Source organism: Pseudomonas sp. GV105 (assembly GCF_003058185.1).
Lineage (GTDB): Bacteria > Pseudomonadota > Gammaproteobacteria > Pseudomonadales > Pseudomonadaceae > Aquipseudomonas > Aquipseudomonas veronii.
The window spans coordinates 1-18,181 of the sequence record NZ_QBUF01000007.1; the positions used below are offsets into that span (position 1 = coordinate 1).

The following is an 18,181-nucleotide window of genomic DNA, read 5'->3' on the forward strand; positions in this document are numbered from 1 at the left end:
CAGCAGTGAAACGATGCATCGCCGATGGTAGTGTGGGGTTTCCCCATGTGAGAGTAGGTCATCGTCAAGATTAAATTCCAGAACCCCTGTTTGCTCACGCAGACAGGGGTTTTGTTCTGGGCGGTCGGAAAGGGTCAAGGGGCTCGCACCCCCTCGGTACTCGACAAAATTGCGCAGTTATTTCTGAACCAGACCACTAGAATAGGTACCTAACCTTTTTTAGCGTCCGAGCCCTATCTATGCCCGATCCGGTTGATGCCCCCAAGGTGTCGGATTTACCCCTGGACGACCTGGTGGCATGCCATGAGTGCGATTTATTGATGCGCAAACCTGTGCTCGCCCTCGGCGAAAAAGCCCAGTGCCCGCGCTGCGGTTACGAGCTGTACGCACATCGCCACAACGTCGTCGAACGAAGCCTGGCCTTAGTCTTGGCAGCGCTATTGTTGTACATCCCCGCGAACTTTTTGCCCATCATGCAGCTCAATCTACTCGGGCAGTCCTCGGAGGACACCGTGTGGACCGGCGTCGTCGGCCTGTTCGACACCGGCATGCACGGCGTCGCTGCCGTCGTGTTCCTGTGCAGCATGGGTATTCCCCTGCTCAAGTTGCTCTGCCAATTGGCGGTGTTGCTCAGCATCCGCTGGAACATCGGTCGCAGTTACGGGCTGTTGCTCTACCGCATTTACCATCACCTGAGAGATTGGGGGATGTTGGAGGTGTACCTGATGGGCGTCCTGGTGGCGATCGTAAAGCTCGCCGACATGGCCTCCATCACGATTGGCCTGGGTCTGGTCTGCTTCGTCAGCCTATTAATGGTTCAGGTTCTGCTTGAGGTGGTGATGTCGCCCCACCAGATCTGGCAAGCACTGTCAGGAGAGGATGATCATGCGGGCGATTGATGCAGGCATTCTGATTTGTACCGAATGCCACGAATTGAACAAGCAAGAACCGGACACCGATGAGCAAACCTGCACCCGTTGCGGTGCGCTGGTCCATGCCCGTCGTCCCAACAGCCTGACGCGCACCTGGGCCTTGCTGATCGCCGCTGCGATTCTCTATATCCCGGCCAACCTGTTACCGATTATGACCGTCAATTCCCTCGGCCAGGGCGATCCCAGTACCATCATGTCCGGCGTGATCCAACTGGTGCAGCACGGCATGTTCCCCATCGCCGCCGTGGTGTTCATCGCCAGCATCCTGGTGCCGACGTTCAAGCTCGTAGGTATTGGTCTGCTACTGTTCTCGGTGCAGCGTCACCAACCGCTGTCCGCGCAACAACGGATTATCATGTACCGCTTTATCGAATTCATCGGCCGCTGGTCCATGCTGGATATCTTCGTGATCGCCATCCTGGTGGCGGTTGTAAACTTTGGACGGCTTGCCAGTGTCGAGGCCAACCTCGGCGCGGCGGCGTTCGCCAGTGTGGTGATCTTGACGATGCTTGCCGCAGTAACTTTTGATCCCCGACTGATTTGGGATAACACGGAGTCGGACGACGACCATGAGTGATTTGCCTAAAGCTAAAACCCGCCCGGCTTCCAACTGGTCGGCTATTTGGGTACTGCCCCTGATCGCCCTGATCATCGGCGGTTGGTTGGGCTGGCGTGCCTATTCTCAGCAAGGCATCGAGATCCAGGTACGCTTCGAAAGCGGCGAAGGCATCCAGGTCAACAAGACCGAAGTAGTCTACAAAGGCATGCCCGTGGGCAAGGTCAAGACCCTGGCCCTGGACGACGAAGGCAACAATCGCGGGGTGATTGCCACCATCGAGATGAACAAGGACGTCGAGCAATACCTCAAGACCAACACGCGCTTCTGGCTGGTCAAACCCAGCGTCAGCCTCGCCGGCATCACCGGCCTGGAGACCCTTGTGTCAGGGAACTACATTGCCGCCAGCCCCGGCGACGGTGAGCCCACACGCAAATTCAAGGCGCTGTCCGAAGAACCGCCCTTGTCCGACGCCAAGCCAGGCCTGCACCTGACCATCAAGGCCGACCGCCTTGGCTCGCTCAACCGCGGCAGCCCGGTGTTCTACAAGCAGATCCAGGTCGGCCAGGTCAAAAGCTACCTGTTGTCCGAGGACCAGAGCACCGTCGAGATCAAGGTCTACATCGAACCGACCTACGCCAGCCTGGTGCGCAAACACACGCGTTTCTGGAACGCCAGCGGCATCAGCATCGACGCCAACCTCTCCGGCGTGAAGGTGCGCAGCGAATCGCTCTCCAGCATCGTCGCCGGCGGTATCGCCTTCGCCACCCCGGAGAATCGCAAGGACAGCCCACCGACCGACTCGAGCCTGCCCTTCCGCCTGTATGAAGACTTCGACGCCGCCGCCGCCGGTATCAAGGTCAAGGTCAAACTCACCGACTTCGAAGGCCTGCAGGCCGGGCGCACCCCGGTGATGTACAAAGGCATCCAGGTCGGCAGCCTGAAAACCCTGAAGATCGACCCGGACCTGTCCAGCGCCAACGCCGAGCTGACCCTCGACCCATTGGCCGAAGACTACCTGGTACAGGACACCCAGTTCTGGGTGGTCAAGCCGTCGATTTCCCTGGCTGGTATCACTGGGCTCGAGGCGTTGGTCAAAGGTAACTACATCGCGGTTCGTCCCGGTGACAAAGGTTCTCCGCCCCAACGGGAATACGTGGCTCGAGCCAAGGCGCCGCCCTTGGACCTGCGTTCCCCTGGCCTGCACATGGTGCTGTTCACCGATAGCCTCGGCTCCCTGGATGTCGGCAGCCCGATCCTCTACAAGCAGGTCAAGGTCGGCTCGGTGCAGAGCTACCAGTTCTCGCGCAAAAACAAGCAACTGGTGATCGGCGTCCATATCGAGAAGGAGTACGCCAACCTGGTCAATGGTTCGACGCGTTTCTGGAACGCCAGCGGCGTGACCCTGACCGGCGGCCTCACCGGCGGTATCCAGGTGAAAAGCGAATCCCTGGCCAGCCTGATGTCCGGCGGTATCGCCTTTGAAACGCCGGAACCGAACGTGCCGCTGAAAAAACGTATCCCACGTTTCCGCCTGTTCGCCGATCGTGAAGCGGCCAATCAGAGTGGCACCCTGGTGACCATCAAAGTCGACCGCGCCGACGGCCTGCGCCCCGGCACCCCGGTGCGTTTCAAAGGCCTGGACGTCGGTAAGATCGAGAGCGTCGACCTCAGCGCCGATCTGCAATCGGTGCTGCTCGGTGCGCGCATCACCCAGGTGACGGATCGCATCGCACGCGTCGGCAGCCAGTTCTGGGTGGTCAAGCCGGAACTGGGCCTGATGAAAACCTCGAACCTGGAAACCCTGGTCACCGGCCAATACATCGAAGTACTGCCCGCGCTGAAAAACGCCGGGCCGCAGAAGAGCTTCGTCGCGTTGGACCAGCCGCCCGAAGCCGTCCACCAGGAGGCAGGCCTGAGCCTGGTACTGAGTGCCGCACGCCGTGGTTCGCTCAAAGAAGGCGTGCCCGTCACTTACCGCGAAGTCACTGTGGGCAAAGTCACCGGCTACGAATTGGGCCAGACCGCCGACCGCGTGCTGATCCACATCCTGATCGAGCCCAAGTACGCGGCGTTGGTGCGCAGCGGCAGCCGCTTCTGGAACAGCAGCGGTTTTGGTCTCGACTTCGGCCTGTTCAAAGGCGCGACGGTACGCACCGAGTCCCTGGAAACCCTGGTTGCCGGCGGCATCGCCTTCGCCACGCCCGATGGCGAACGCATGGGCAGCGCCGCGCGGCCGCAGCAAACCTTCCCGCTGTTCGATAAGTTTGAGGATGAGTGGCTGACCTGGGCGCCTAAGATTCCGCTGGGCAAGTAGGCCGAGGCGCGGCTATCGCGGGCAAGCCCCCTCCCACAGATGAGCGCATTCCTACAGGATAAACGCGGTCACTTGTGGGAGGGGGCTTGCCCGCGATGAGGCCCTCAAAAACACCACCAAACCCCAGCCCACAAAAAAGGCCGCGATCCATAAGATCGCGGCCTTTTGGCATTTCACCGCCGAACGTCAGACCTCATCCAACTCCGGCTCATCCGCCTGCACCGTCACCGTTGCCTTCACCGCATCATGGCGCCGGATGTACTTCCAGTCCGCCTCATCGATGTAGATCCCGTTCGGCCCGCTGCCGCCTTCCAGGTCGATCGCCACCTGGGCCGACACCTGCGGCTTCACGCTCGCCAGGATCGGCACGAAGCCCAATTGCAGGCTGGTCTCCAGCAGCGCCGCCTGGTTCTTCTCATCGATGTCGGCCGCTTCGTCGAGGTAGTACGGCAAGCGCACGCGCCCGGCCTGGTCGCGGTCCATCAAGTGCAGCAACAAATACATGTTGGTCAGCGCCTTGATGGTCATGGTGGTGCCGTTGGACGCCGCGCCATCGATGTCGGTGTGAATCACCGGCTGGCCATGCACCTTGGTGATCTCGAACGCCAGTTCGAACAAGTCCTTGAGGCCCAACTGGTTGTGGTTGGCCGCCACCAGGCGCGCCAGGTATTCCTTGGCCTCTTCGTTCTTGTTGTCCTGCTCGGCGCTCTGGCTCAAGTCGAACACCGACAGGGTTTCGCCTTCTTCGTACTGACCGGCGCTGTGGATGATCTGGTCGATATGCTTGAGCGCTTCCTTGTTCGGTGCCAGCACGATGCGGAAACTCTGCAGGTTCGACACCTGGCGCTTGTTGATCTCACGGTTGAACAAGGCCAGTTGGTGTTCCAGGCTGTCGTAGTCGCTGCGGATATTGCGCAAGGTCCGTGCGATATCGGTGACCGCCGCGCGCCGTGCCTTGCCCAGGGTCAGGGCTTCGTCGGTACGGTGAGCATAGGCGTTGATCAGCAGTTGCAGACGCCGCTCCACGTCATCCTCGCTGTCGAATTTGGCCACGCCCTTGAGGCGAACCTGGGCGTACAGCGCTTCGATCTGGCCATCAGCGCGCAGCAAGCCTTGCCAACTGTCCTGATAGTCATTGAGCAGCGGCAGCAGGTTGTCCATGGAATCGTCGACCGGGTCCATGAACGACGTGCCGAACGGTAAGTCCGCCGGCAGCAACTGGCGACGGCGCAAAGCGTCATCCAGGGTGCGTTGCTTGGCTTCCATATCGCCGATCTGGCGACCGACCAGTTGCAGCTTGGCCGACAGTTGCTGGACACGTTCGGTGAACGCGTCGCTGGAGCGCTTCAATTCATCCTGGGCGGCTTCCATCTGCGCCAGCTGTTCCAGCTTCTCGCCTTCTTCGGCGCTCAGGGTTTGCGCACGGCGGAAATCTTCCAGGGCCTTTTGCGCGTCCAGCACTTGCTGGTACAGCGCTTCGGTCTGGGTTTTACTCGCGGCGCGGTCAGAGGCCACCGCCTGCTGCGTCTTGAGCTGCTTGAGTTCTTTTTCCAGGCGCTCTTTCTGGTCGCGCAACGCCGCACGATCCGCCAGGGCCTGCAAGGCGGGCGGCTCGATGTGGGAGATGTCGATCGACAGCCCCGGCACTTCAAAGCGCTCACCCTTGAAACCATCGAGGATCAGTTCCAGGGATTTGACCCACTGGCCGTCCTCATCCAGCGTGATGCCATGTTCACCCAGCGGCAGGCTGAACAGCGAACTGTTGAACAGACGCATCAGGCGTTCGACATCTTGCTGTGAGAATTCTTCGCGCAGCTTGGCGTAGCTGTTGTTGTCTGCGTGATCGAGCTGTTGCTTGACCGACTTCAGGCGTTTTTCCAGCTCGCGCAGGCGCTCGTCCAAGTCTTCGGCGCTGAACTGACGTGACTGCGCCAGGGCGCCGGCGAGTTCATCGTGGGCATCCTTGGCCGCCAGCAGTTGCTGTTCCAGCACCCTGACATCATCGACCAGCGCAAAGCGATGCTTGAGCACCGACAGCTCGCCCAGCCAACGCTGGATACCGCTGATTTCGCGCTCCAGGCGCATCAGCTCCTGGGTGCCGCCACGTTGGTCGTGCTGCAGCGCGTCCTGCTCGTTGCGGTAGTGCTCGGCCTGGATGGTCAGCTCTTCCTTGCGCGCACTGGCGTAGTCCGACCAGGTGCCCAGCAGCGAGTCCAACAGCGGCGACAGGCGATGCAATTTACCGCGCAGGATGTCGCGTTGTTTCACGCCATTGGCCAGGGCCTCGACCAGCGGGCCGGCGGCGACCAGGGAGTTGTAGTCCTGCTCCATGCGTCGCACGTCGCGGAAGGCTTCTTCACACGCGGCGATGTAATCGACACTGCCGGAGCGCAGGCTGTGCTCAAACGCATCGAGGAACAATTGCTTGAGCTTGGCTGCGGTGATTTCGCGCATGTGCAGCAGGTTGATAAACAGCGCGCGGAAGGTCTTCAGGCTCTGTTCGCTGGTGGAACGCAGCGGGATCAGCGTCAGGTCCAGCGGGATCGACGTGTGGCCGCCGACCAGCAAACGACGTAGTTCATCGGGCTTGAGTTCGTAGGCTTTCAGGCCCTCGCGCTCCAGGTTGGTGAACAGCTCTTTCTGGCGCAGGCAGGTATCGTTTTTCTGGTAGTGGGCCAGGTCGAGCTTGCCGGCGTAGGCAAAGAACTGGTGACCGAAACCACCGCCCGGGCCGCGCCCGACCACGCCGATCACATGCGGGCCGTGGGGCAGGGAGACTTCCACGAGGATGTAGCTGGTGTCGGTGGCGAAGTAGAAGCGCCGCGATTGTTCCAGGGTGTACTTGCCGAAACTCATGTCCGACATGCGCGCCAGGATCGGGAACTGCAAGGCGTTGATCGATGCGGATTTACCCAGGTTGTTCGCGCCGTACACCGACAGCGGCTCTTCGAGCGGGAACAAACCGAGGCTGTAGCCGGCGGTATTCAATAGGGCGAAGCGGCGGATGCCGTAGCGTTCCTTGCTCATGCGTCGGTCTCCTGTTCTTCGGCAATGGCGCGGGCCAGGGCGTCTTCTTCGCTTTCGTCGGCAAAGTCGCTCAAGTCCAGCGGGTCATCGGTCTTCAGCAGTTTTTCATCGCTGTCTTCGTCGATGATCACCGGTGTCGGCAATGGCAGCACGCTGTGGATGCTGGCCGCGAGGTCGCGGTCCTGTTGCACCGACAGGCACACATCGAGGAAGCGATGCATCGGCGGCAGAAAGCGATAGATGCCGTTTTCTTCGCTGGCAAAACCCAGTTGGGTCATGCGGCGCATGATTTTCTCTTCGAGCTCTTCCTGGGTTTGCACTTCGGCCTGGATAAACAGGTCGCGGTATTTTTCCAGCAGCGACGGCAGTTCATCGCGGCCGAGGCTGCCGCCGTCGAGCACGGCAATCGGGTCGCGGCCTTGGTCGGCCAGGTGCTCGACGATGATGAAGGTGAACAGCGCCAGGCGCTGCGCGGTCTTGTTCACCTGCGCGCTGGCGATGGCCGAATCCGGCACGAAGTAATAGAAACCACGGGTATCGCACACCAGTTCAAAGCCCAGGGCCTTGAACAGCGTGCGGTACTGGTCCTGGAAATTCGACAGTTGCGCGTACAGCTCCGGGTCGCGGCGGCTGACGTGGTAACCCTTGAACAGCTCGCGAAAGATCGGCGCCAGCTGGGACAGTTCGGATAGATCAAGATGCATAAGGGGTGCTCGCAGAATTCTCGGCGGCGTCGGGCGTGGCCGGGAGCAGGGCGAATGAGCGCAGGCTGACCTGATGCTCGTGTGTGTGGTAATCGCGGCGTTCCAGGCGCTCGCGCTTGAAGCGTTTTTCGCGGGACAGGCGCGAGAACCAGTAGAGCAATTCGTCGGTGGCGCCGTCCGGTTCCTGTTCCAGCAGCCAGGTCATCAGGTCCGGCATCGGCAGCGCGTCTTCGCAGCGTTCGAGCATTTCCTTGACCGTGCGCGGTGCGCGCTGGGCTTCGCCTTTATGGGACTTGTGCGCCTTGGGGAAGCGCGCCGGTTTCGGCTCGAAGTTCGCCAGGGCGTACACGTAGGCCTCGACCTGACTCGCACTGCCGAGGAAGGTGCTTTGCGGCCGGGTGAACATCGGCATCGCGGCCTGCGGCACCGCGTCCAGGCCTTTACGGCGAATGGCCGACAGCGCCAGCGCGGCGCCACGGGTCACGGCGTTGTGCCGACGCGCTTCTTCACGCAGCGGCAGCAGCAGCTCGCGGGCGTGACGCAGGGTCAACTGGGCGCTGGTCTGCATTTCGAGGATGCGCGCGTGGGTGCGCAACAGCATGTCGTCGTCGACCAGATGGCCGAGGCGCTGCTGCTCGGTGAGCAGGCGCAGCAGCACGTTTTCGACCTTGCGCACGCCTTGTTCGAAGGCGCCGTCGGCGTTCACCAGTTGGATCATCGGTTCGACGTATTCGTCCCAGGTCGCCAGCACTTCGGCGTAGCGCTGACGCAACGGGATCTGCCGGTCGCTGGTCTTGGCGCGGTCGGCCACGGCGGCGAGGGCTTGTTCGTCGTTGGCGAGTTTTTTCAGCACGTCGCGCACGCGCATGTCGAGCAGGCGCAGTTGCCGGGCCAGGTCGTGGCCGTCACGGATGTCGAAGGCGTCCTGGATATAACCGGCCAGGCGCTCGAGGTGGCGCAGGTAGGCTTCGATTTCCAGGCACAGGCCAAGCCGGTGCTCCTTGCGAAGATAGGCGAGGAAGTCGTGGATCTGCGCATTGAGCTCGAAACGGTTCGGGCTCTTGGCGACAGGCACCAGGATATCCAGGCGAATCCACACGTCCAGCAGGCTGGTGATGTCCTGGGGCGTGCTGTCCAGTTGTTGGGCGGCCAGTTGTGCGCGCAGCTCGCCGAGGCTCAGGGTGCCTTGGTCGAAGTGTTCGCACAGTGGCTCAAGTAAGGCCCAGTGTTCGGCGAGGGCGCGCAGGACGCGCTTGGGTTCGATCATGGGAATGGCCGGCTGGTTGGCGATTAAAAGTCGCGATTGTACTGCATCAGGCGCGGGATTTATCCACAGCCGGTCAGTGCGCAGTGGGCGATTGTTACCGAACAGCGGTAGAATCCCCGCTCTTTACTTATCCACAAGTGGCCGAGCTGTGCTTATCGAGTCCCGACGTCGCGCTTACTTGACCGCCATGCAGGTGGTCAACTGGCTGCCCCGCACCGAACTGCCGTTTGCCGCCCCGTCGCGGCCCGAGCTGCTGCAGGCGCTCGAGCCCGATGACGGATTGGAAACGTCGGGCGAGGAGGCGGCTGCGCCCGTGGCGGTGGTCAAGCCTGAGCCGCCGACGCGGCCGGTGGTCGAACGCGCCAAGGTCGAGGTGCCACGCCCGTCGCCGATGGCCAAGCCGGCGGTGGCTGAAGAGGCGGCCCCGGTGGTCAAGGCGCCTGTCGTCCCACCGCCGCGGTTTGCCCTGCAATTGCTGCGGGCCGGGCGTTGCCTGTTGCTGGTCGAGCTGCCTACCGGCGAGCGCTTCCAGACCCGCGATCCGGCCTACATGTTGCTCAAGGACATGCTGCGCGCCGCCGGCCTGCCCGACAGCCCGCAAATCGTCGGCGACCCGGTGCGCTGGCCGTTGCTGGTGCGCGGCACCATGGACCAGGGCCCGGACGCCGCGCGGGATTTTGTGCAAGGTTTTGTGTCGGCACGCCTGGAAGACGAACCCTGCGTGTGCCTGTGGCTGATCGGCCTGCCCGCCGTGCGGTTTGCAGGCGAAGCCGATGCCGAAGTCTGGTACCGCGAGCTGCAGGTCGAAGGCCTGGGCTCGGTATGGGCCCTGCCGGGCCTGGAATTATTAATGGAAGAGCCACAGCGTAAGGCTGATGTCTGGCAAGCCATGCGCCGGCTGATGGCGCGCTGGAAAACAATCGATGAGTGAGGCTTTATCCTTCCGCCCGATGACCGAGGCCGACCTCGACGCCGTGCTGAAAATCGAATACGCGGCATACAGCCACCCCTGGACCCGTGGGATCTTTCTCGACGGGCTGGGCAAGTACCAGATCTGGCTGATGTTCGAAGGTGAGCAGCAAGTGGGCCACGGGGTGGTGCAGATCATCCTCGATGAAGCGCATTTGCTGAACATCACCGTCAAACCGGAAAACCAGGGCCGCGGTCTCGGCCTGGCGCTGCTCGAGCACCTGATGTCCCGCGCCTATGCCGCCAGCGCACGGGAATGTTTCCTCGAAGTGCGTGACAGCAATGCCGGCGCGTTCCGGCTGTATGAACGCTATGGCTTCAATGAAATCGGCCGTCGGCGCGATTACTACCCAGCCGTCGGCGGTCGCGAAGATGCGGTCGTGATGGCCTGCACCCTCGTCGACTGAACACGCAACCCATGTGGGAGCCAGCGCCCTCCCACATTTGGAACTACAGGGTGTCAGCGGTTGCCGTCGACAGGATCTCGCTCGGCCAATTCGGCCTCATCCAACCCGTTGCCGCCGCCGATGTCATCTTCATTCACGATGCTCAGGTCCCAATCGGCCTGTTCGCCTTCGCCTTCTTCCTGTGCATCCCGTGCGCCGTCCTCGCGGATCAGGTTCTCCGGGCTCATCTCGTCATCGGTCGTCTCGGCCTCGCCCACCCGTTTATCGCGCATCCGGTGTTTGCGCTCGACAAGCGGCAGTTCATCGCCGATTTGCGCCGTCGGCTCTTGATCGTCAAAGTCCAGCTCGCGCACCGAGCCCATGCGATCCTCATTGTCATCAATCGGTTCCGGCTGTGTAGCGCCGTATGGACGTCGTGATTCAGTCATGGCCAATCCTCATACTGTGGGGCTTATAGTGTGTGGACAGGCCTGGCGCACCAAGATTCAAGTCATCGCCTGCCGTCTATCTTTATTCCGGGCGTGACCCGGACGGGCGGTCGTCTGTCAAAGCTGCGCATCATTCCTGAGGCTTTCCCTGATGAACGAACTACAAGAGCTGCTTGATAACAACGAACGCTGGGCGGATGCGATCAAACAGGAAGATCCCGAATTCTTCGCCAAACTGGCCCGCCAGCAAGCACCGGAATACCTGTGGATCGGCTGTTCCGACGCCCGCGTACCGGCCAACGAAATCGTCGGCATGCTGCCGGGTGATCTGTTCGTACACCGTAATGTGGCCAACGTGGTGCTGCACACCGACCTTAACTGCCTGTCGGTGATTCAGTACGCCGTCGATGTGCTCAAGGTCAAACATATCCTGGTCACCGGCCACTATGGCTGCGGCGGTGTGCGGGCGTCGATGCAGGACCGTCAGTTCGGCCTGATCGACGGCTGGCTGCGCACCATTCGCGACCTTTACTACGAAAACCGCGATCTGCTGGCCAAGTTGCCGACTGAGGAAGAGCGCGTCGACCGCCTCTGCGAATTGAACGTGGTTCAGCAGGTGGCCAACGTCGGTCATACCAGCATCGTGCAAAACGCCTGGCACCGGGGGCAGAGCCTGTCGATCCACGGTTGCATCTACGGCATCAAGGATGGCCGCTGGAAGAGCTTGAACACCACTATCACTGGTTTTGAGCAGTTGCCGCCGCAGTATCGCTTGCGCCCGCTGGGTGAAGCCTAAGGGCGCTTGCGCTCGCGCCACAGGGTCATGAACGTCTGCCCTTCGGCGTTCAGCGGCTCCTGGCTGCCGGTGATCCAGCCCCGGCAGTTCAGCTCGCCGCATTGGCACGCGAACTGCCGGAACAGCGCGTCCTCGGTGCAGGCGTAATCCAGGGTCAACAGGGCGCCGGCCGCGATGGGCTGCACGGTCCAGAGCTCCAGGTAGGTGGTGTCCAAAAATACATTCGGGTTGCAGGAGTGGCGCAGCAGGCCGCAGAACCAACAGTCGTACAAGTGGATGCGCGGCGACAGTTGCAAGGTGTGCGGGCGTCGCTCGTTCACCGCGTAGCCGGAGACCTTGGCAATGCGTATGCGACTCTCAAAGGTGATGCGTGCCTTGACCCTGGCCCCGGCGCCGTCCCTGGAGTGGGTGACCTGGAAGTGTTTGGACGAAGGGTAGCCCTGCCCGACGAACAGTGTCTTGAACGGGTAAAGGCAGTCATTCACAGGGTTTACAGCCTTATCCATGGCGCGAGTTTTCATAACTCTCCTGGGGTGGGCTGCATCGACCTGCGGGTGGTGTCTGACTGCCAGTCTTGCAGCGGATGGGCCCGGATCAAGACTCGCTGAACATAACGCCGATTTCTACTGTCAACTTTGACAGTAGAAATCGGTTTTTTTTTTGCGCTTTTACAGCGCCGGGGCGCTGATCGTCGGGGTGGGCGCGGCGTCTTTCAGTTGTTTGAGCTGGGCTTTGATCGCGGACGTGGCGCATTTCGCGTTGGCCTGTTCCGGGGTCAGGTTGCGCACCGAGGTGTAGAACAATTCGCAGGTCTGTTCTTTACGCGTGACCTGCCAGGTGTTCATGCACGCCTTGAGCAGCACATTCGCATCGCTCGCCGGTTTCTGGCCCATTCCGGCTTGCCAGCAGGCGGCGCTCAAATCCTGGCCCATCACTTTCAAACCGGCCTCGTCGGCCTTCTGCTCGTTACCGTCATACGTGTCGGGGCTTGCCGCATACCAGATGTAACTGGGGTGGTTGGCGCCCAGGACCGAGACGGTTTTGCCGGGGATCGGGCTGATCTGCGCCAGGCCCAGCACACCCACGGTTTGCCCGTATTGTTGCTTGATCCAACTGCGCACCGGTGCGCCGAACGCGACCATCGGCAACGCACCTTTGGGCGGCAGGCTCAGTTCCTTGACCATGCGTGTCTGGTAGTCGGTGAAGTAGCTGTAGACGTTTTCCAGGTCTTTTCCGGCGTTGGACGGCGCGGCGATCGGGGCGATGTCGATGATGGTCTGGTAGGCCGGGGTTTCGGTGGCCGGAATGCCATTGTCGACGAGCAGGGCGGCCCAGCGGTCGGTGGTGGCCGATTCCAGGTAATCTTGGGCCTGGGTCAGTGAGTAATCTGGCGGAAAGTGCAGCAGTTCGATGCTTTTGCGGTTTTCCAGGGCCATGCCCAGCGGCAGGAACAAGTACCAGTTGTAAGCCCACTTGCCATCGCTGTTAAGCCGGCTCGCGCCCTGGTAGGCCAGGTCGGCGGTAGCGAGCAAGCTCGTCAGCGGCTGGCCATAGTTGTCGGGCACGCCGCTGAAGGTCGCCGCGACCTGGCCGTCATGCTTTCTGACGCTGACCTTGGCGCGGCTGTAACCGTCGCGCTGCAGGCTCTGGTTGAGGTAGTGCTCGACGGTCTGCTCCAGCGTCCACGGCCGGAAGCAGATCACGTTGCAGTTATTGGGGTAAGCGAACAACTGGGTAACCCGTTGCGTGCTGCCCAGCGGTACGTCGATGTCGGCCTGTACGACCGCACTCGCGATCAGTGCGGCCAAGGTGAAGGACAACCTGGTCGGTTTAAACATAGATGATTCCTTGTCAGCGAGAGCCCGTCTGCGCGGGGTGAAAGCCCACCTCCACACAGTAGCGGCTGACCAGGAAAACCGCGTGCAAAATCGCCGGGCGTGTCGCTATTGGATAAGCCGTCCTACATCTCGAACTGCAACGCATTGCTCAAGTCGCCCATCGGTTTCTGGCCGCGGGCGATCATGGCGTCGTCGCGCCGCTTGAGCCCGTCCAGTGTCTCCAACTGGAAGACGCGGGTGATCAGGCGCAGGATCGACGCGGTGTCGTACACCGTATGGTCCACCGTGCCTTTGCGCGCGAACGGCGACACCACCAGGGTCGGAACCCGTGTGCCAGGGCCCCAGCGGTCGCCTTTGGGCGGTGCCACGTGGTCCCACCAGCCGCCGTTTTCATCGACGGTCACCACCACCACCATGTTTTTCCACTGCGGGCTTTCCTGCAGCACCTTCAGGGCGCGGGTGATATGGCGGTCGCCCGAGGCTACGTCGGCATAACCGGCGTGCATGTTGAGGTTGCCCTGGGGTTTGTAGAAGGTCACGGCGGGCAGCTTGCCCGCCTGCGCGTCGGCAAAGAACTTGTTGGTGCTCGACTCATCGCCCAGGCCCGCGTCGCGCAGGCGCTTGTCACGCTCCGCGCGGTTTTCCGGGCCCTGTTGCTTGAAGTAGTTGAACGGCTGGTGGTGGTACTGGAAGTTGGGGATCTTCGGAATGCCGCCCGAGTCCTTGAACTGTTCCAGCGTCGCTTGCCAGGCCCCGGCGTACCAGGCCCAGTCGATGTTCTTTTTCGACAGCTTGTCACCGATGTGTTCGTGGGTCTGCGGCACCAGCACGTTGGGCAGGTCGGGCTTGGCGTAGTCCGGGTTTTGCGGGTCGCGAATCCAGGTCGGCCAGTAGGGCGGGGCCAGGGTGTTCACGGCGTAACCGTCCGGGGTCAGCGCGCTCGGGCCGAACTGCGGCGGGCCGCTCATGGCGCTGGCCGGGGATTTGTCCAGGGGCTTGAGGCGTGGGTCGGTGGGATCGTCGCTTTGCAGCGTGGCGATCTGCGCCTTGGCCACCGACTGCGCGGCGTTCGGATAAACCGGCGCGGTCGCGCTGATCAGGTATTGGTGGTTGAGGAACGAGCCGCCAAATGCGCCCTGGAAGAAGTTATCGCAGAGCACAAACTCCTTGGCCACGTCCCACAGGCGCAGGGAATAACGGCTCTGGGCGTAATGCCCCATCACCAGGCCGCCGGAATCGGCCCAGGCGACGAAATTGTCGTTCTTGCCGCCGTTGATCTGCATCTGGTTCTGGTAGAACACGTGCCACAAATCCCGGGTGACCAGGCTCAAGGGCAGGTCTTCGGCGTTCGGGCCCTTGAGGGCGAACGGGGCGTTGGGCAGGTTTTCCTGGAATTGCACTTCGCTGGGGTAGGTCACCCCGTCGACGCTTTGCGAGCCGACTTGCAACACACCACCCCACACCGGGGGCAGGGTGGTCAATACGCTGGCGTCGCGGTCGCGCTGCTGATAGTCGGCGGGAGACAACGCCGACAGCGGTTTCTCCAGACCGGGGAAATCGGCAAACAGGTTGTTGAAGCTGCGGTTTTCGGCGTAGATCACCACGACGGTTTTCACTTGGTCGTGTAATGCCTTATCCAACTCTTGCGGCGTGAGCGGCCGAGGCAGCGGTTTGCCCGGCGCGTCGCCGGGATTGCCGCAGGCACTCAAGGTCGCGCCCACCCCCAGCACCGCTGCGCCGCCGAGGAAGCGCCGCCGGCTGGTGTCTACCGGCGGTTGATCGATGGAATCGGGGGCCGGGCGGTCTTCGTGCTCGTCACTCATTGCGGGAGTCCTTGCTGGCAGTTTGTTGCAAGATATTTCGCCAGGACGGTAGCAGTGGAATGTGACGCAGGGAAGACAGCTTGAAGTTACACGCTTTAAGCGGAAAGCCTGGAGCTACAAACCTCAAGCTTGCCGCTGCGTTTAAGGCATCACCGGCGGCAAATACTTCAACGTCGTCCCCAACGCCCACAACAGAAACAACACCAACGGCGCGTGTACCAGCAACTGCACGAACGAAAACCCGATCAGATCCCGCGCCTTCAGCCCCAACACGCCCAGCAGCGGCAGCATATAAAACGGGTTGATCAAATTCGGCAGCGCCTCGGCCGCGTTGTAGATCTGCACGGCCCAGCCCAGGTGGTATTGCAGGTCAGTGGCCACTTGCATCACGTAGGGCGCTTCGATGATCCACTTGCCGCCGCCCGACGGGATGAAGAAACCCAGCACCGCCGAGTACACGCCCATCAACAGGGCATAGGTGTCGTGGGAGGCGATGGAGGTGAAGAAGGTCGAGATATGGTGAGCCAGGGTCTGGCCGTCGCCGCCCTTGACCACCGTCATCAGCGCGGCAATCGAGCCGTACAGCGGGAACTGGATCAGCACGCCGGTGGTGGTCGGCACCGCGCGGGCGACCGCGTCCAGAAAACTGCGCGGGCGCCAGTGCAGCAACGCGCCGACCATGATGAACAGGAAGTTATAGGTGTTCAGCCCGGAAATCGCGCTGATCGCCGGTTTGGTCGAGAACTCGTGGAACAACCAACCCGCCGCCAGCACCGCCAGCAGGATCGTCAGCACCGGGCTGTGTTCCAGCCATTCGCCCGGGCGTGTCGGGGCCTGCGGCGTGGGCAGGTTGAAGGCCGGGTCGACCCCGCAGGCCTTGGCGTCGCGGGCGCTGTTCGGGCCGGGCGCGGTGGCGTAGGCGATGATCAGCGAGACCACGATCAGCGCCAGCAGCAGTACGCCGGATTGCCACAGGAAGATGGTGTCGGTGAACGGGATCACCCCGGTGATCGACAGGATCGACGGCGGCAAACTGGCCGGGTTGGCCTGCAACTGCGCGGCCGACGACGACAGCCCCAGCGCCCATACCGCGCCGAGCCCCAGGTAGGCCGCGGCACCGGCAGCGCGGTAGTCCATGCGCAAGTCCGTGCGCCGCGCCAATGCGCGCACCAGTAAACCGCCGAACACCAGGGACAGCCCCCAGTTGAGCAACGAGGCAACCATGGAAATCAACGCCACCCAAGCCACGGCCGAGCGGCCGTTCTTCGGGATGCGCGCCAGGCGGTCGATCAGTTTCACCGCCGGTGGCGAACTGGCGACCACGTAACCGCCGATCACCACGAAGGCCATCTGCATGGTGAACGGGATCAGGCTCCAGAACCCATCGCCAAACGCCTTGGCGGCTTCGGTCGGCGCGGCGCCCATGCCCAGGGTCGCCACGGCGACAATGATCACGGCGAGGGCGGCAAACACCCAGGAGTCGGGAAACCAGCGTTCGGCGAAATTGGAGCAGCGCAGGGCAAATCGGGCATAGCGGCTTTCTTCGATAGCATCGGCCACGAGTCATTCCTCTTGTAATTGTTATGGTTTTGGCAGTTTTACGGCATGTTCCGCTACGGCCATTGATATGGGAATGCAGTTATCTTCATCGATCATTGAGGAAAACAAATATATCCGCCGCGATTGCCATCATCCGGCGCAGCTCATAACCTGCACGCCATTTTGTTTGTCTGCCGAGCCTCAACATGACTGCCACCTCGCTTGCCCAGGCGCAGCGTTTTTCCCGCTCCGACTACAAAACCCTGGGCCTGGCCGCCCTCGGCGGTGCCCTGGAAATCTACGACTTCATCATTTTCGTGTTTTTCGCGCTGACCCTCAGCCAACTGTTCTTCCCGCCGGAAATGCCCGAGTGGCTGCGCCTGCTGCAAAGTTTCGGGATCTTCGTCACCGGCTACCTCGCGCGCCCGCTGGGCGGCATCCTGATGGCGCACTTCGCCGATCACCTGGGGCGCAAGCGCGTGTTCAGCCTGAGCATCCTGATGATGGCCTTGCCCTGCCTGCTGATCGGGATCATGCCGACCTACGCGCAAATCGGCTATTTCGCACCGCTGATCCTGCTGGTGCTGCGCGTGCTGCAAGGTGCGGCGGTGGGTGGTGAAGTGCCCAGCGCCTGGACCTTTGTCGCTGAGCACGCGCCGCCCCATCACCGCGGTTACGCCTTGGGCTTCTTGCAGGCCGGCCTGACCTTCGGCTACCTGCTCGGCGCACTGACCGCCACGCTGCTGGCGCAAATCTTTACCCCGGCGGAGATCCTCGACTACGCCTGGCGCTTCCCCTTCCTGCTCGGCGGCGTCTTCGGCGTGATCGGCGTGTGGCTGCGCCGCTGGCTCAACGAAACCCCGGTATTCCTCGACATGCAGGCGCGCCGCCAAGCCGCCGCCGAACTGCCGCTGCGCACCGTATTGCGCGATCATCGCCGCGTGTTGCTGCCGGCGATGATCCTCACCTGCGTGCTCACCTCCGCCGTGGTGGTGCTGGTGGTCATCACCCCGACCATGATGCAGAAAACCTTCGGCATGACGCCCAGCCACACCTTCGCCCTGAGCGCACTGGGCATTGTGTTCCTGAACATCGGTTGCGTACTTGCCGGCCTGCTGGTGGACCGCATCGGCGCCTGGCGCGCGGTGCTGGTCTACAGCCTGTTGCTGCCACTGGGGATCGCGGTGTTATACGCCAGCCTGATCGCCGGTGGCGTCTGGCTCGGCGCGGCATATGCCGTGGCAGGCTTGAGCTGCGGCGTGGTCGGCGCAGTGCCGTCGGTGATGGTCGGACTGTTCCCGGCGCCGGTGCGGGTGTCAGGCATTTCCTTCACCTACAACATTGCCTACGCGCTGTGGGCGAGCACCACGCCCTTGATGCTGATCGCACTGATGCCGACCAGCCCGTGGATTTGCGTGGGTTATTGCGTGGTGATGGGCGCGGTGGGGGTGGTGAGTGTGGTGCTGTTCAGCAAGCGCCACGCAGTGGATGCAGGCGCTCGCGGAGCCTAAGGGCCACCAATTGACGGGTATTGCGGCCGCTCCTATAGTCAGGTCCACCCCCCGATCAGCACATAGC

The 18,181-nt window shown here is 62.1% G+C and carries 15 protein-coding genes; 7 read left to right on the top strand and 8 right to left on the bottom strand.

Features of this window, described 5'->3' with window-relative positions:
- Positions 1-239 precede the first annotated feature (239 nt).
- From C8K66_RS14610 to C8K66_RS14620, 3 genes are read left to right on the top strand one after another with little or no spacing between them, the layout of a single operon-like run.
- Entirely contained in the window at positions 240-899 is a 660-nt protein-coding gene (locus tag C8K66_RS14610; RefSeq protein ID WP_046384830.1) for a paraquat-inducible protein A, read from the top strand.
- Complete coding sequence (locus C8K66_RS14615; protein WP_108525182.1) at positions 886-1,509, top strand: paraquat-inducible protein A; 624 nt, start codon at positions 886-888, stop codon at positions 1,507-1,509. The genes C8K66_RS14610 and C8K66_RS14615 overlap by 14 nt, the downstream gene beginning before the upstream one ends.
- Positions 1,502-3,805, top strand: a complete 2,304-nt coding sequence (locus tag C8K66_RS14620) for a PqiB family protein (protein WP_057005632.1) — start codon at positions 1,502-1,504, stop codon at positions 3,803-3,805. Before C8K66_RS14615 ends, C8K66_RS14620 begins: the two co-directional genes overlap by 8 nt.
- A 186-nt stretch (positions 3,806-3,991) precedes the next feature.
- Here C8K66_RS14620 and mksF read toward each other — a convergent pair whose 3' ends face one another.
- Genes mksF through mksB form a run of 3 tightly spaced genes read right to left on the bottom strand, consistent with a single transcriptional unit; the run spans position 3,992 to position 8,803 of the window.
- Positions 3,992-6,832 carry an Mks condensin complex protein MksF gene (gene mksF / locus C8K66_RS14625; RefSeq protein ID WP_079442760.1) on the bottom strand — a complete coding sequence of 947 codons (2,841 nt, stop codon included), beginning with the start codon at positions 6,830-6,832 and terminating at the stop codon, positions 3,992-3,994.
- Positions 6,829-7,536: an Mks condensin complex protein MksE gene (gene mksE, locus C8K66_RS14630; protein WP_017844512.1), complete on the bottom strand. Its 708-nt coding sequence runs from the start codon at positions 7,534-7,536 to the stop codon at positions 6,829-6,831. Before mksE ends, mksF begins: the two co-directional genes overlap by 4 nt.
- On the bottom strand, positions 7,526-8,803 hold the full coding sequence (gene mksB / locus C8K66_RS14635; RefSeq protein ID WP_017844511.1) for an Mks condensin complex protein MksB: 1,278 nt from the start codon (positions 8,801-8,803) through the stop codon (positions 7,526-7,528). Before mksB ends, mksE begins: the two co-directional genes overlap by 11 nt.
- A gap of 187 nt (positions 8,804-8,990) precedes the next feature.
- Between mksB and C8K66_RS14640 the strand changes: the two genes are divergently transcribed.
- A complete protein-coding gene (locus C8K66_RS14640; RefSeq protein WP_017844510.1) occupies positions 8,991-9,734 on the top strand; it encodes a hypothetical protein in 744 nt (247 codons plus the stop codon).
- Positions 9,727-10,179: a ribosomal protein S18-alanine N-acetyltransferase gene (gene rimI / locus C8K66_RS14645; RefSeq protein WP_046384825.1), complete on the top strand. Its 453-nt coding sequence runs from the start codon at positions 9,727-9,729 to the stop codon at positions 10,177-10,179. Before C8K66_RS14640 ends, rimI begins: the two co-directional genes overlap by 8 nt.
- 53 nt (positions 10,180-10,232) lie before the next feature.
- On the opposite strand, the gene C8K66_RS14650 is transcribed toward rimI, so the two are convergent.
- Complete coding sequence (locus C8K66_RS14650) at positions 10,233-10,607, bottom strand: hypothetical protein (protein WP_046384824.1); 375 nt, start codon at positions 10,605-10,607, stop codon at positions 10,233-10,235.
- A gap of 151 nt (positions 10,608-10,758) precedes the next feature.
- On the opposite strand from C8K66_RS14650, the gene can reads away from it, so the two are divergent.
- On the top strand, positions 10,759-11,403 hold the full coding sequence (gene can / locus C8K66_RS14655; RefSeq protein ID WP_017844507.1) for a carbonate dehydratase: 645 nt from the start codon (positions 10,759-10,761) through the stop codon (positions 11,401-11,403).
- On the opposite strand, the gene C8K66_RS14660 is transcribed toward can, so the two are convergent.
- The 4 genes from C8K66_RS14660 to C8K66_RS14675 all read right to left on the bottom strand — a co-directional run bounded on the left by C8K66_RS14660 (position 11,400) and on the right by C8K66_RS14675 (position 16,624).
- Positions 11,400-11,924: an SET domain-containing protein-lysine N-methyltransferase gene (locus C8K66_RS14660; RefSeq protein ID WP_108525184.1), complete on the bottom strand. Its 525-nt coding sequence runs from the start codon at positions 11,922-11,924 to the stop codon at positions 11,400-11,402. The two genes, can and C8K66_RS14660, sit on opposite strands and share 4 nt — an antisense overlap.
- 147 nt (positions 11,925-12,071) lie before the next feature.
- Complete coding sequence (locus C8K66_RS14665; protein WP_057005635.1) at positions 12,072-13,241, bottom strand: hypothetical protein; 1,170 nt, start codon at positions 13,239-13,241, stop codon at positions 12,072-12,074.
- 122 nt (positions 13,242-13,363) lie between these two features.
- Positions 13,364-15,064, bottom strand: a complete 1,701-nt coding sequence (gene acpA / locus C8K66_RS14670; RefSeq protein ID WP_108525186.1) for an acid phosphatase — start codon at positions 15,062-15,064, stop codon at positions 13,364-13,366.
- 141 nt (positions 15,065-15,205) lie between these two features.
- Positions 15,206-16,624, bottom strand: a complete 1,419-nt coding sequence (locus C8K66_RS14675; protein ID WP_017844502.1) for a short-chain fatty acid transporter — start codon at positions 16,622-16,624, stop codon at positions 15,206-15,208.
- A 185-nt stretch (positions 16,625-16,809) separates the two neighbouring features.
- Between C8K66_RS14675 and C8K66_RS14680 the strand changes: the two genes are divergently transcribed.
- Positions 16,810-18,114 (top strand): MFS transporter, encoded by a 1,305-nt coding sequence (locus C8K66_RS14680; RefSeq protein ID WP_046384821.1) that lies wholly within the window; start codon positions 16,810-16,812, stop codon positions 18,112-18,114.
- Positions 18,115-18,181 lie beyond the last annotated feature (67 nt).

Coding starts and splice junctions, on each gene's coding strand:
- rimI (WP_046384825.1), top strand. CDS start 9,727: ATGAGTGAGGCTTTATCCTTCCGCCCGATGACCGAGGCCGACCTCGAC.
- mksB (WP_017844511.1), bottom strand. CDS start 8,803: ATGATCGAACCCAAGCGCGTCCTGCGCGCCCTCGCCGAACACTGGGCC.
- C8K66_RS14640 (WP_017844510.1), top strand. CDS start 8,991: ATGCAGGTGGTCAACTGGCTGCCCCGCACCGAACTGCCGTTTGCCGCC.
- C8K66_RS14650 (WP_046384824.1), bottom strand. CDS start 10,607: ATGACTGAATCACGACGTCCATACGGCGCTACACAGCCGGAACCGATT.
- C8K66_RS14680 (WP_046384821.1), top strand. CDS start 16,810: ATGACTGCCACCTCGCTTGCCCAGGCGCAGCGTTTTTCCCGCTCCGAC.
- C8K66_RS14610 (WP_046384830.1), top strand. CDS start 240: ATGCCCGATCCGGTTGATGCCCCCAAGGTGTCGGATTTACCCCTGGAC.
- C8K66_RS14620 (WP_057005632.1), top strand. CDS start 1,502: ATGAGTGATTTGCCTAAAGCTAAAACCCGCCCGGCTTCCAACTGGTCG.
- mksF (WP_079442760.1), bottom strand. CDS start 6,832: ATGAGCAAGGAACGCTACGGCATCCGCCGCTTCGCCCTATTGAATACC.
- C8K66_RS14660 (WP_108525184.1), bottom strand. CDS start 11,924: ATGAAAACTCGCGCCATGGATAAGGCTGTAAACCCTGTGAATGACTGC.
- C8K66_RS14665 (WP_057005635.1), bottom strand. CDS start 13,241: ATGTTTAAACCGACCAGGTTGTCCTTCACCTTGGCCGCACTGATCGCG.
- mksE (WP_017844512.1), bottom strand. CDS start 7,536: ATGCATCTTGATCTATCCGAACTGTCCCAGCTGGCGCCGATCTTTCGC.
- acpA (WP_108525186.1), bottom strand. CDS start 15,064: ATGAGTGACGAGCACGAAGACCGCCCGGCCCCCGATTCCATCGATCAA.
- can (WP_017844507.1), top strand. CDS start 10,759: ATGAACGAACTACAAGAGCTGCTTGATAACAACGAACGCTGGGCGGAT.
- C8K66_RS14615 (WP_108525182.1), top strand. CDS start 886: ATGCGGGCGATTGATGCAGGCATTCTGATTTGTACCGAATGCCACGAA.